The 13,474-nt window shown below is 63.1% G+C and carries 10 protein-coding genes and 1 pseudogene; 4 read left to right on the top strand and 7 right to left on the bottom strand.

The annotated features are described in order from the left end of the window. Positions 1-57: 57 nt before the first annotated feature. Positions 58-1,461, top strand: a complete 1,404-nt coding sequence (locus AC1TPF_RS05875) for a UDP-glucose dehydrogenase family protein (RefSeq protein WP_482143062.1) — start codon at positions 58-60, stop codon at positions 1,459-1,461. A gap of 4 nt (positions 1,462-1,465) precedes the next feature. Here the strand turns inward: AC1TPF_RS05875 and AC1TPF_RS05880 are convergent, their stop codons facing one another. Further along, the gene (locus AC1TPF_RS05880) at positions 1,466-2,227 is read right to left on the bottom strand and encodes a MerR family transcriptional regulator (RefSeq protein ID WP_482143064.1); all 762 of its coding nucleotides are present in this window, start codon (positions 2,225-2,227) and stop codon (positions 1,466-1,468) included. Positions 2,228-2,545: 318 nt separating this feature from the next. On the opposite strand from AC1TPF_RS05880, the gene AC1TPF_RS05885 reads away from it, so the two are divergent. After that, positions 2,546-3,820, top strand: a complete 1,275-nt coding sequence (locus AC1TPF_RS05885) for a hypothetical protein (protein ID WP_482143066.1) — start codon at positions 2,546-2,548, stop codon at positions 3,818-3,820. A 45-nt stretch (positions 3,821-3,865) separates the two neighbouring features. Here the strand turns inward: AC1TPF_RS05885 and AC1TPF_RS05890 are convergent, their stop codons facing one another. Beyond that, positions 3,866-4,474, bottom strand: a complete 609-nt coding sequence (locus AC1TPF_RS05890) for a TetR/AcrR family transcriptional regulator (protein ID WP_482136054.1) — start codon at positions 4,472-4,474, stop codon at positions 3,866-3,868. Between the two features lie 118 nt (positions 4,475-4,592). Between AC1TPF_RS05890 and AC1TPF_RS05895 the strand changes: the two genes are divergently transcribed. After that, positions 4,593-6,197 carry an MFS transporter gene (locus AC1TPF_RS05895; RefSeq protein WP_482136053.1) on the top strand — a complete coding sequence of 535 codons (1,605 nt, stop codon included), beginning with the start codon at positions 4,593-4,595 and terminating at the stop codon, positions 6,195-6,197. 3 nt (positions 6,198-6,200) lie between these two features. On the opposite strand, the gene AC1TPF_RS05900 is transcribed toward AC1TPF_RS05895, so the two are convergent. The 4 genes from AC1TPF_RS05900 to AC1TPF_RS05915 are packed head-to-tail and all read right to left on the bottom strand — an operon-like array spanning position 6,201 to position 11,569. Beyond that, positions 6,201-7,730, bottom strand: coding sequence for a flavin-containing monooxygenase (locus AC1TPF_RS05900; protein ID WP_482143067.1), 1,530 nt, complete (start codon positions 7,728-7,730; stop codon positions 6,201-6,203). Positions 7,731-7,760: 30 nt separating this feature from the next. Next, positions 7,761-8,879 (bottom strand): PDR/VanB family oxidoreductase, encoded by a 1,119-nt coding sequence (locus tag AC1TPF_RS05905; protein ID WP_482143069.1) that lies wholly within the window; start codon positions 8,877-8,879, stop codon positions 7,761-7,763. Continuing rightward, positions 8,876-9,751 (bottom strand): metal-dependent hydrolase, encoded by an 876-nt coding sequence (locus tag AC1TPF_RS05910; RefSeq protein ID WP_482143070.1) that lies wholly within the window; start codon positions 9,749-9,751, stop codon positions 8,876-8,878. Before AC1TPF_RS05910 ends, AC1TPF_RS05905 begins: the two co-directional genes overlap by 4 nt. A gap of 24 nt (positions 9,752-9,775) precedes the next feature. Beyond that, positions 9,776-11,569, bottom strand: a complete 1,794-nt coding sequence (locus AC1TPF_RS05915) for an SDR family oxidoreductase (protein WP_482143072.1) — start codon at positions 11,567-11,569, stop codon at positions 9,776-9,778. 279 nt (positions 11,570-11,848) lie between these two features. On the opposite strand from AC1TPF_RS05915, the pseudogene AC1TPF_RS05920 reads away from it, so the two are divergent. Further along, a pseudogene (locus AC1TPF_RS05920) lies at positions 11,849-12,082 on the top strand (hypothetical protein); the annotation flags it as partial. 80 nt (positions 12,083-12,162) lie between these two features. Here AC1TPF_RS05920 and AC1TPF_RS05925 read toward each other — a convergent pair. Continuing rightward, on the bottom strand, positions 12,163-13,416 hold the full coding sequence (locus tag AC1TPF_RS05925; protein ID WP_482136047.1) for a pyridoxal phosphate-dependent aminotransferase: 1,254 nt from the start codon (positions 13,414-13,416) through the stop codon (positions 12,163-12,165). Positions 13,417-13,474 lie beyond the last annotated feature (58 nt).

Raw genomic sequence — 13,474 nt, forward strand, 5'->3', positions numbered from 1 at the left:
CCGACGCGCCACCTGATCGATGCCTGATGGCCAACCGCGTTCAGTACCCACAGGGGTATGAACGTCACAGTATTTGGATGCGGCTACCTCGGAGCCACCCACGCTGCGTGTTTGGCCGAACTCGGGCATGACGTACTCGGCGTCGACGTCGATGCGGCCAAGGTCGCCGGATTGCAGAACGGTGACCTCCCGTTCTACGAACCTGGGCTGTCGGATGTGCTGCGGCGCAACCTCGCCGCCGGGCGCCTGCAGTTCACCACGGACTACGACAGGGCAGCGGCCTTTGCCGATGTGCACTTCCTGGGCGTCGGCACCCCGCAGAAGAAGGGCGAATACGCGGCAGATCTGCGCCACGTGTACGCCGTGATCGACGAATTGGCGCCGCGGCTGCACGGTGACCACCTGATCATCGGCAAATCGACCGTTCCCGTTGGCACCTCGGAAGAACTGAAGCGTCGCGCGCAGGGTGCGGCAGGCAGTGGTGCCGAGCCCGGCAACGGCACCGAGATCACGATTGCCTGGAATCCGGAGTTCCTCCGCGAAGGCCATGCCGTCGACGACACTCTGCGTCCCGACCGGATCGTGTTGGGGGTCGACGCCGCGGGTACCGCAGACGCCGGTGCTGTCGAAGCGAGGGTGCGCGAGCTCTACAGCACGATCCTGGCCGCCGGGACCCCGTTCCTGGTCACCGACCTCGCGACCGCCGAACTGGTCAAGGTTTCGGCGAATGCCTTTTTGGCAACCAAGATCTCGTTCATCAACGCCATCAGTGAAGTATGTGAGGCAAGCGGCGCCGACGTGACGATGCTGGCCGATGCCATCGGGTTCGACGATCGCATCGGGCGCCGATTTCTCAATGCGGGTCTGGGATTTGGTGGTGGTTGCCTGCCCAAGGATATTCGTGCATTCATGGCACGTGCCGGTGAACTCGGCGCCGATCAGGCCCTGACATTCCTGCGTGAGGTCGATTCCATCAATATGCGACGCCGCACCGCGATGGTCGAGCTGACCACTTCGATCTGCGGTAACACGCTGCTGGGCAAGAATATTGCCGTTTTGGGTGCGGCCTTCAAGCCGGAGAGCGACGATGTTCGCGACTCGCCTGCACTCAACGTCGCCGGACAGCTCCAATTGAAAGGGGCCACGGTCAGTGTTTTCGACCCGAAGGCAATGGACAACTCCCGCAAAGTCTTTCCGACGCTCACCTATGCAAGCTCGGCACACGATGCCTGCCTGCAGGCCGATGCGGTACTGGTGCTGACCGAGTGGACCGAGTTCGTCCACATGGACCCGGAAGCGCTGAAACCGCTCGTCCGCAGCATGAACGTGATCGACGGCCGACGATGCCTGGACGCCGGTGCGTGGCGTCGGGCCGGCTGGACGTATTCGAGCCTGGGTGGCCCCGTCCGTGACCTACCCGCCACGCCGCTGCGTCCCGCATTGGCAGGACGGCGATCATAACGGCTTATTCGGGGTCTTTGCGCCCGCGTTCTTTGTGGCCGCGTTCTTTGTGGCCGAGGTAGTCGTCGAGTTGCTCGGCCAGATCGCGGTCCAATGCGCGGTCGAGTGCATTGTGAGCGGAAATCGTTCCGGCCTGGCGCATTTCGCGGACCAACTCGACGGCCCACTCGGATTCGGAATCGGTCTTCGGAATCCATCCGTCGCCGTGTTCTTTGGCCATGACCTTGCGTCCGGCCGAGATCAGGGTCGATGCGACCTGGGCCATGTCCGCTTCCACCTGGCCGTACACATCGAGGAGCATCGACAGGGACAGCCCGAGCTTGGTGAGTCTGCCGAACGCTCGCACCGTTTCGCGGTCGAGCAGCGTGTAGCCGTCATCAGTGCGCTCGATGAGCCCGTATTCGATCAGCTTGTCGTAATGAGTTGGGTTGCCGGAGTTGAGCAATGCCTTGAGGCCCTCGGCGGAGATCGCCTCGGTGTGCGCCTTCGACCACGGCTCGGTGACAACCTCGCGAAGACCGAGGACGTCGGCCAGGTCGTCGCCGCGTTGCATCCCGTGCAGGAAGTCGCCGATGTGCCGGATGGTGAATCCGCGGTGCAACAGGTCATTGATCACCTTCAACCGGGCCAGGTGACTGTCGGAGTAGATCGCGATGCGGCCACGCCGGGTGGGCCTGGGAAGCAGCCCCCGGTCCTGGTAGCCGCGGACATTGCGGGTGGTGGTTCCCGCGGCTCGCGCCAGGTCGTCGATCCGGTACTCGGTCATCAGGCCGCTTTCGATCGAGCTGCATATTCGGATTCGTTCACGACAGGTCGAGGGTTGATTCTAGCGGAGCAAAACGGCACGTTCACAAATGGCGCAGTCCACCGTGACACATCCCGAGCTTGTGGAGTTGAACGCGATAGCCGACCGATTGCGGCTGCAAATGCAACAATGTTTCCTGGTTCGGCGACTTGAGTTCGCACGGCAAGACGCCATCGGCTGATCTGACTACAGATTTGATCAGAGTTCGTCGCGGCGAAGGTCCCGTAGGCGACAGTGTCGATGGCTCAGGCAGAATGGCGACCGACAACGTTCGCAGAGGTGAGTCGGTCACGGCGGGGGGCAGTGGTGGATCACGATCCGGGAGAGGCGCTGGCACCGGGCCGGGTGGTCTGGCTCGACGCGGCAGTACTCGCGGATATCCGGGAGCTGCTCACAGCCACCCTTGGTGCCCTCGGGCCGGCCTTTGTGCTGGTAGAGGTCGACGACGGTGGTGTGCGCGGGGCGGCTGTGAATGCCGAGACCGGCCAGCGAATTGTCGAACTCTACGACAACACCCTCGACTCTGCATGTTTCGATCGCGCGATTGCCGACCACCTGGTGCGTACCGGCAAAACCGAGATGCCCGCAAAGCCCGAGTGGGCCCGCGAGCTGGTCGGGCTGATGCCGCAGGCCAGAAAGGTGCTCGGAATCGCCGAGGCCACCTTTGTGATGGGTGAACAGGACGTCGGCCTGCTCCGGGTCACAAAGGCGGATGTCGAAGAGGCCTTGAACCCGGCTGCGGTCCAGGCTGTCAGTGTGGCTCGGTCGGTGTCGTTGGCCTCTCCCAGCCAGATCTGTGCAGTGGTTGTGATGTCCCACGTCGAATGGCCGGGTTTGCTCGGCGAGATGTCGCGGGCTTTCGATGGCCAGTTGCCGGTGCTGCAGATCGGCACGACGCCGAAGCCGACCCGCGAGAGTAGGCATTCGCATTCGTCGGCAGACAATCCCGACGTCGTGCCGGCGGTGACGCCCACCCCGACCTCCACCTCGACTCCGACACCGGCACCGGCACCGTTCTATGCTCCGAAAACACGCACCGAACCGGCGCCGATGCCGGTGCAACCGCCGGAGCCCGTGAAGCTCAACGACTCGCTCCCGGACCCGCTGCCAGAACCGTTTCCCGGACCGATCACGGAGCCTGCCCCGCTGTTCGATGCGCGGGCAGCGGACCGCCGACACAAACAGAACCGATTGGTGATGGCAGGCGCCGCGACGATTGCGGCGGTGATCGTGGCCGGCGGAATCACCGCCGCTGTCGGTCCGTGGCGGGAGGACACCACCGGCTTGGAGTCGCAGCGTTATCTGACGACACCGAGCACGAGCGGCAGCACCACAACCACCACCAAGGCGCCGGCCACATCGACGACTTCGTCCACCCCGTCGACGCCCGCGATCCCGCCGATCGACACCAAGGCCGCGCTCGCCCCGATCGTCGTCTACACCACGCCGCCGCCGCCGCCACCACCGACCACACGGCGGGTCACGCCGCCACGCCCGAGGCAGAACACGATCCCGAATCCGATCCCCGGGCAGCCCCCGATCGTTTTGCCCTGAGGGTCCCGTCGTTTGGACTGAGGGTGACCTAGGTGTTCTTCCCAGCTAGGGCGCGACACCCCGGCTGATCAGGTCAAGGGTCTGCTCGTAAACGAGGGGCCAGTGCGAATTGGTGCCGGAAGGTCCGCCGCCGTCGAACTCCCGGCTGTCGAGTTCGAGGCTGACGGCGCCGTGCACGCAGGCCCAGATCTGCAATGTCAGGATCATCGGATCGCCCGCTCGGATGGTTCCGGCGGCCTGTCCGTGCCGAACGATCTCGGTCAGCGCATACAAGGCGGTCTCCGCCAGGTCACCTTCCGGCTTGCACTGGCCGGAGAACATCAGGCGGTACAGGGTCGGCGACTGCAGGGCGAACTCGCGGTACGCCACACCAGAACCTCTGAGCCGGGCTCGTGGGTCGGAATCGGCCGCACCGCCGACCATTGCGCGTAGCCGCTCAAATCCTTCGGTGACCACTGCGGTCAGCAGTCCGGCTTTGCCGTCGAAATGGTTGTAGACACCCATCGGTGCCACTCCGGCCTCGGTCGCCACTGCCCGAACCGTCAAACCTTTTTCGCCGTGTTCGTCCAGAACGCGCAGCGCGGCGGCCAGCAGCAATCCGCGCACGTCACCGGCCGGAGTTCTTGTTGCCGGTCCCGACGATCTGACAGCCACGACGTCGATCCTTCCATAAAGGTTCTGGAAATCCCTTGACACCGTTGTAGCACAGTGTTCTTCTTAAGTAGAACAGTGTCCTACAACAATAGATCAACCTTCTACTCGAGGAGTATCGATGAGTGATCGGACCCTGGTTGCGCCGGCGACATCGCCGGCAACCGACAAGCGCTGGTGGGCACTTGTTGCCCTCTGTGGCGCCGTGCTGTTGGTGATGATCGACAACACGATCGTCAACGTGGCACTGCCGACCATCAGCCGTGACCTCTCCGCTGACAACTCAGGTCTGCAGTGGGTCGTCGACGCGTACACGTTGACCTTCGCGGGACTGCTGCTGACGGCAGGCCACTTCGCAGACCGCTTCGGTCGTCGCCGACTGCTGGTGATCGGTGTCCTGGGGTTTGCCGCGGTCTCGGTGGTTGCCGCCGAATCGCAGACGCTTGGGCAACTCATCGCCACCAGGGCCGGTCTCGGATTGTTTGCCGCGATGGTGTTTCCGGCGACCCTGTCATTGCTGATCGGACTGTTTCCCGACCTCAAGGAGCGCGCGATCGCCGTCGGCATCTGGGCCGGTACATCCGGTATCGCGGTGGCCATCGGTCCGGTCCTCGGTGGCTGGCTGCTCGAGCACTACTCCTGGTCGTCGGTGTTCTGGGTCAATCTGCCGATCGCGGCCGCGGTACTCGTCGGTGTTGCGCTCGTGGTGCCCAGTGGTGGCAAGTCGCAGTCTGGTTCCTTCGATGCAATCGGTGCGATCGCGTCCATCGTGGGTGTCTCGCTGCTGGTGTACACCGTCATCGAAGGGCCGAACCACGGCTGGGGATCGGTCACGACGATTGCCGGATTCATCGGTGCAGCAGTCATTCTCACGCTCTTCGTGCTGCGGGAACTACGCGCGGCGCATCCGATCCTCAATGTCCGGCTCTTTGCGAACAGGCACTTCTCTGTTGCTTCCGGGTTGATCGCGGTAGCGTTCTTCAGCCTGTTCGGATTCATCTTCCTGATCACCCAGTACTTCCAGGCGGTCAAGGGTTATGGCCCGCTGTCGGCAGGCCTTCACACGCTCCCGTTTGCGGTGGTGATGGCGGTGTTCTCGCCGCTGGCAATGATTCTGGCGCGGCGCCTGGGACCCGGCCGGGTTGCGGCCCTCGGTTCGGCGACGATGGCATGCGGATTCGCATTGGTCCTGTTGGCCGGACGGGAAGCTTCGTACTGGGGCCTGATCATCTGGTCGATGAGTTTGATGGCGATGGGGCTGGCGCTTGTTCAGGGCCCGGCGACCAACATCATCACCAATTCTCTGTCCCCGGAACAGACCGGCGCCGGATCGGCGGTCAACGACGTGACCCGGGAGATCGGCGGAACGCTGGGCGTGGCAGTCCTCGGTTCGATCCTCACCTCGATGTACACCACCGGAATCGGAACCCAACTCGACAACGTCGGCCTGCCGCCGGAAGCTGTTGATGCAGCGAAGAACTCGGTGATGGCCGGTGTTCAGATGGCATCCGACATCGGCGGTCCATCGGGTCAGCAGATCATGGTGACCATTCAGGACGCATTTGTCGACGGGCTGCACACATCTGTCATCGCGGCGATAGCCGCCGCCGGCCTGGCGGCGCCGATCGCATGGTTCACGCTGCGGGGCAAGCAACTCGGTGATGCCGTGGTGGTTGAGAGCGTCGTGGACGAGGATGCGGAGTCTGAGATCGTGGAGTCCCGCTGAACGTCAGGCCGAGTATTCGTAACCTTCTTTGAGGGCCTTGCGGAGTGAGAGTGCAGACTCGATTCGGGTGGTCGGCCGAAGGTAGGGCGAATCGCCCTGGGCGTTGATGTAATACGTATTCGACCCGGCGCAGCGCGGACTTGCAAAGACCGTGTTGCGCACCTTTTTGCGCATCTTCTCCACGAACTCGGTGGTCTGCGCGTCGGTGGCACTGACCCGCGACGAACCTGACTGCACGGCCTTGGCCACCACCTGCACCGCGTGGGTGACACACAGGTCGATGGTGTCGAACCAGGAGAACCCGATGACACCGTACGGACCTGGCGCGAGGAACAGATTCGGGAAGCCCGGTACCGTGATGCCCTCGTAGGCATGCATCCGCTCGGAATCCCATGTCTTGGCCAGGTCCTGGTTGCCGATCCCGGTGATCTGGTAGGGCAGGTCGAAGATCTTGAACCCGGTTGCCAGGATCAAGGTGTCGATGTCAAGGGTGCGGCCGTCGGTGAATTCGATTCCGGTACTGGTGATCCGGTCGATCGATGCGGTTTCCAGATCGACGTTGTCCCGGTTGAACGTGGGAAAGTAGTCGTTGGAGAAGGACGGACGCTTGCACGCGTAGCCATAGTGCGGGGTGAGTTGCTCGCGCAGACGCTTGTCCTTCACCTGGCCGCGCAGATGCCGTTGACACAACTTCTCCACGCCACGAGTGATGGCCGGTAGTTGTTTGTTGTAGACGACGCCGACCGTCTCGGAGATCTCGAATGTGGTGTCTATCAGAAAACGGGGCAGCAGTTGGAGTTTGGGGACCCGCCGGTAGATGTTGCGGAGGAATCCGGGGATGGGCGCATTGGGCTTGGGAAGGACCCAGATCGCGGTGCGTTGCAGCACGGTCAGATGCTGCACCTGCGGTGCGATGGTGGGGATGATCTGGATCCCGGTGGCACCGGTGCCGATGATTCCGACCTTCTTGCCGGTCAGGTCGTAGTCGTGATCCCATGATGCCGACCGCAGAACCTTGCCCGAGAAGTTGTCCAGACCAGGCAGATTTGGGGTGGCGGGCGTCGACAGTGCGCCGTGGCAGGAGATCAGGAACCGTGCGGTGACCGTGTCGCCGGAGGCGGTGGTGATGGTCCACAGATCGGTGGCCTCATCGAAATCGGCTGCCGTGACCGGTGTTCCGAAACGGATGTGCCTGCGGATGCCGTAGCGCTCGGCGATGTCGCGGGCGTACTGCAATAGTTCTGAGCCGGGGGCGAATACTTGCGACCAGTCAGGGTTCAGCGCGAACTTGTACGAATAGGTGACGGACGGAATGTCGACCTCGACGCCGGGATACTGATTGGCGAGCCAGGTGCCGCCGACATCATCGTTGCGGTCGAAGATGACGTAATCGTCGATACCGCGTTCCTGCAACTTGATTCCGGCGGCAAGCCCACCGAACCCGGCACCGATGATCGCGACGGTGTGATCAGGTGCGACGTTGTGGTCAGGTGCGACGGAGTGGTCAGGTTGTGGGATGTCGGCTGACGCCATGGGAGTCTCCTGGGCTGGAATGGTTGAAGTCTAGAGATCGAGGCGAAGGTGGTCGCCCGCGGCGCGGGAGACGCAGGTGAGCATCACGCCCGCTTCTCGTTCGGGTTCGGTCAGGATGTTGTCGCGGTGATCCACCTCGCCCGCGAGTACCCGGACCTTGCAGGTTCCGCAGAAGCCCTGCTGGCATGAATAGGGAACGGACGGAAGCTCGCGCCGGATCGCGGCCAACGCGGATTCTGTTGCACTGACCGGGATCTGCAGTTCGTTCGAATTGAGACTGACCGTGAACGGCCTCCCATTATCCACCGGTGGTGGACTGAACCGCTCGAAGTGGAGTTCTACGTCGCCACGTCCGAGTAGTTCGGTGCGGATCGAGTTGAGCATCGGTGGCGGGCCGCAGCAGTACACGGCGGTCCCGGCCTGCATCGGCCCCAGCAGGTCTGTGGCGGTGGGCAGTCCGTGCCGGTCGTCGGTGCGGACCGTGACCTTGTCGCCGTAGTCGGCGAGTTCTGACAGGAACGGTAGCGAATCGGCACTGCGGCCGGTGTAGACCATCGACCAATCCAGTCCGAGACGTTGCGCCGCGCCGAGCATGGGCAGAATCGGTGTGATCCCGATGCCGCCTGCGACGAATCGCAGTTTCTTTGCCGGTGAGCCATGGCCAGGTGCGGCAAGCGGAAATGCGTTGCGCGGACCCTTGATCCGGACCGAGGAGCCCACGTCGAGGGTGTCGTGGACCTCGATCGATCCGCCGCCACCCTCCGGGATTCGCCGGACCGCGATGCGATACCGGTGGCGGTCGGCCGGGTCTCCACACAGGGAGTACTCCCGCATTCGGCCCGACGGTAACAACAGGTCCAGATGTGCCCCGGCATACCAAGGCGTCAGTTCGCCGCCATCGGGTGCGGCCATGGTCAGCGCGACCACGTTGTTGTCGTGCGCGACCACCTCTCGGCCGACGACTTCCAGCGTGGTGACGCGACCGGTCTGATCGGGAATGTTCAGGTGAGTAAACCTGCCCCACAACGGAAACCAGACCTTACCGATGGCGCTGGCAACTCGCATCGCGGGATCGTGCTGATACCGGCCCCGCAGATGTGGAGGCGCGGTGGTCATCGTGGTGGTGTGCTCGAGGCGGCGCTGATTCACTTGTGCGCGGCCCTTGCTGCCGGTGACGACGCGAGGTAGGCGACGGCCTGTGCTGTGGATCCGACCTGGGTCGGTCGGAAGGACGGTTTGAAGTAGGTGAAGGTGGCCAAGACGATCGATCGCACCGTGGGTAGCAGTCCCATGCGTGCGCCTCGGAAGTATCCGAGCATGGTCTTCGCGTAGCCGATCTTGCCGGTCGGATCATTGACCGCCAGGAATCGGGTGCCCCGGTGGATCACGAACAACAGAGCAGGCAGTACGGCGAGCATCGCCCGGCCGCGCTTGAGGTAACTGTCACCGAAGTAGGTGGCCACGTCGTGGGCCACCTCGCGGTGTTCGACCTCTTCGGCGCCGTGCCAACGGAACAGATCTGCCATCGCCGGGTCGGCGTTGTACTCGGTCCAGGTGTTGTTGAGCGAGAAGTCGCCCAGGATGGCGGTGTAGTGCTCGATGGCCGCGATCAGCCAGAGGCGCTCGACCAGATGTTTGTGCCGCACTTCGGCATCCGGATGCTGCGATGGCCCGAGCACCTTGCGGAACACCCATTCCATCTGCTTCTGGAAGGGTGTTGGATCGAAGCCGCGCGCTTCCATGAACTCCCACAGCACGCGGTCGTGGGTTTCGGCGTGCATCGCTTCTTGGCCGATGAATCCGCGCATGGCCGCTGCGAGTTCCTCGTCCTTCACCAGCGGCACGGCCTCGTTGTACGTCTGGACGAACCAGCGTTCTCCCTCTGGGAGTAACAGGTTGAGCATGCTGACCACATTGGACGGGACCGGGTGGCCCGGAATCCAGTGCAGAGGTGTGTCCTTCCAATCGAACTCGACATTGCGGGCATGGAGTTCGATTGGTCCCGGATCGAAGTTGTACATTTCATCCTCCCGAAAACGCTGGTGCTAAAAGAGTTTGGTGCGTGCCATCCGGCGTGACAGGGCAGGAACAAAGCGGTAGATGCGGTAGCCGACCTTTGCTTCAATGGTCACCGGAACCACGGCCTTGTTGTCGGCGATGGCGCGGAGGATCGCAGTGGCCACCCGATCAGGGGTGAAGCCGCGTCGTTTGTAGCGTCCACTCATCTTGTCCTGCAACCGCTTCTCGGTATCTTCCGGGACACCGGCGAACTCGGTGGCGGCAACGATGTTGGTGTCGACGATGCCGGGGCAGATCGCCGATACGCCGATGCGGTGCTCGGCCAGTTCCGCACGCAGCGATTCGGAGAACATCAGGACGCCGGACTTGGTGGCGGCATAGCCGCCCAGACCTTGCTGCGGCATGAACGCGGCGGCCGACGCGAGGTTGACGATGTGCCCGCCGAGGCCGCGTTCGACCATCTTGCGGCCGAACACCCGGCTGCCGGTGATGACACCCATCAGGTTGATGTCGACGAGGCGCCGGATCTGTTCGTCGGTGGCGTCGAGAACGTGTCCGGCCAAACCGATTCCGGCGTTGTTGACCACCACGTCCGCGACACCGTGCGTTTTGGTGATCTGCTCACCGAACTCGGTGAACGCGCTGGTATCGGAAACGTCGAGTGCGTAGGCATGTGCGGTGCCGCCGGTGGCGGTGATCTCCGCGGCGGTCTCTTGGGCGGCGTCGAGATTGATGTCGGCCAGCACCACTTCGGCACCGTTCTCGGAGAAGAGGTAGGCGGTCTCGCGTCCGATGCCACTGCCGGCTCCGGTGATCACTGCGAGTTTGCCGTTCAGCGATCGATGCTCGCCCTTCTGGCGGGTTCGCGCGATGGTGGGTGACATCTCGTCTCCTCGGATCGACTCGATGAACTGAGTTGCGATGTCGGCCAGATATCCCGGGTTGGTGTAGGGCAGCCAGTGTCCGGTGGGAGTGTCTGTGCGCCACAGTCGATCCGTGAACTTGTGGGTATTGGTGAAGATCGCGCTTCGTAGGGCCACATCGCGGGTGTTGACCACTTCGAACACCGGAACCCGGGTGCTGCGTGGGTCGGGGTTGGTGATCCGCTCGCGGATATTGGCGCGGTAGTAGCGCAGACCGGACACCGCGTCGGCGCGGAATGTGGGCGCCAGGGTCATGTTCTTGGGGTCGGTGCCTTCGAGGCCGGTGAGGAATCGACGCCAGACCGGAGCGTGTAAGCCGATGCCGAACAGGACATTCGGCACAACAGGCAGCTGGAAGATGACGGTGTAGGCCGACGAAACGGCCTGAGACAGGGCCTGGCCCAACGACTTCGGCGTGGGATGGCGTAGGCGTTCGTGGGCCCACAGGCCCAGGTGGTCGAGGTTGGGGCCGGACACCGAGACAAACGAAGCAATGCGGACTTCGGCACCGGGCGTGGTGACGGCCTCCCACGTCTGTACCGAACCCCAGTCATGGGCGACAACATGAACGGGAGTTTCCGGGCTCACCGCGTCGATCACCGCAAACAGGTCGGCGGCGAGCTCAGGTAACCGATACGATGCATCGCCCTGCGGGTGGTCGCTCTCGCCATAGCCGCGGGTGTCGTAGGCGACCACGTGATAGCGCGATGCCAGGTCTGCCGCGACCAATGTCCAGAGGAGGTGGGTGTCGGGCCACCCGTGCACCAGGACAACGGTCGGTCGGTCGGTCGTGGGCTCGCCCGACTCGAAAACCGCCAGTCGGACCCCGTCGCGGACAACCGTCCGTCGGCGCCATACAACCGGTGGTGCGGACCCTTCGCTATCGATAGCGGTCATCAACTCCCCTTTGAGTTCGCTGTGATGCGTTAGACGTTACCAGCAGTCACATATAAATCAACCCGCCCTGACCTGGGTATCTCCTCGAAACTGCAGTTATGAAGAGGTCTTCTCGGCTGATTCCTTCACAACTGCAGACTCAAATCGTCGGGAGCCCCGTTGGCCGAGTCCGCGTCCAAAGATCATGGGGGAGCTGGATGGGCCATCTCGGGCAGGAACTCTGTTGCGCGCGGGCTTCTGACCCCGCATGAGCTCCGCAAGGATTTCGTGGCGGTCTATCGCGGGGTGCGCCAGTTCCATGCAGTGCTGACACTGGTCGACAGTGGAGCGGAATCGCCCCCCGAGACCCGAACTCGATTGTTGCTCATCAGATCTGGGCTACCGACGCCCGAGACTCAGATCGAGATCGTCGACGAGTACGGGCACGCATACATCCGTCTCGACATGGGCTGGCGTAAGTGGAAGGTCGCGGTCGAGTACGACGGCGAACATCACTGGACGAGGTCCGCCAGGCCTTATGGGAGGCATCGAGTCTGCAATTGTGAAGGACTCTTCTCGGCCGACGCCTTCACAACTGCAGATTCGATCACCAACTACTGCTTGTAGCTCGCCAGGAAGTTGCCGAGGCGGTCGATGGCGTCAGTGAGGTCGCGGGCCCAGGGCAGGGTGACGACGCGGAAGTGGTCCGGGCTGGGCCAGTTGAAGCCCGTTCCCTGGACAACCAGGATCTTCTCGCGCAGGAGGAGGTCGGTGACGAACTTTTCGTCGTCGTGGATCTCGTGCACCTCGGGGTCGATCTTCGGGAACGCGTACAACGCGCCCATCGGCTTCACGCAGCTGACGCCGGGGATCTCGTTGAGCTTCTCCCAGGTGATGTTGCGCTGTTCGAGTAGGCGTCCACCGGGGAGGACGAGGGCATCGATGCTCTGGTAGCCGCCGAGCGCCACCTGGATTGCATGCTGGCCGGGCACATTTGCGCACAGGCGAGTCGATGCGAGCATCTTCATGCCGTCGACGAAACCCTTTGCGTGATCCTTGGGCCCGGTGATGGCGACCCAGCCGGCACGGTAACCGCACACGCGGTACGCCTTGGACAGGCCGTTGAAGGTGAGGCAGAGCAGGTCTGGCGCGAGCGAGGCGATGTTGATGTGCTTGGCCTCGTCGTAGAGGATCTTGTCGTAGATCTCGTCGGCGAGGATCAGCAACGAATGCTTGCGCGCCAACTCGACGATCTCCGTGAGGACCTCGCGTGAATAGACCGCGCCCGTGGGGTTGTTCGGGTTGATCACCAGCAGTGCCTTGGTGCGCGGGGTGATCTTCGATTCGATGTCGGCGATGTTCGGGTTCCAGCCGTTTTCCTCGTCGCACGCGTAGTGGATGGCCTTGCCGCCGGACAACGCTGTCATCGCGGTCCACAGCGGATAGTCCGGCGACGGGATCAGGACTTCGTCGCCGTCATCGAGCAGCGCCTGCATGGTCATGGTGATCAGCTCGGACACACCGTTGCCCAGGATCACGTCGTCGACGTCGAAATAGGGGAAGTCGGGCAGGAGCTCGTAACGCGTCACCACGGCCCGGCGGGCCGACAGGACGCCCAGCGAGTCGCTGTAGCCCTGCGAGTAGGGGAGAGCGTGGATCATGTCGCGCATGATGACGTCAGGGGCCTCGAAGCCGAACTGGGCGGGATTGCCGATGTTCAGTTTGAGGATTCGATGACCCTCCGCCTCGAGGCGGGCCGCGTGGGCGGTGACGGGTCCGCGGATCTCGTAGGCGACATTGCGAAGCTTTGCCGATTGCTCGAGTGGTTTCAGGTCGCGGTAAACATGCGAAACGTGTGGTCTGCTCACGTCCTTATGGTGCCAGTACCGGGCAAGTGGGTTTCAGGCTGCGAGGGGATTGCCCTCG

This window comes from Williamsia sp. Y853, from assembly GCF_056786495.1.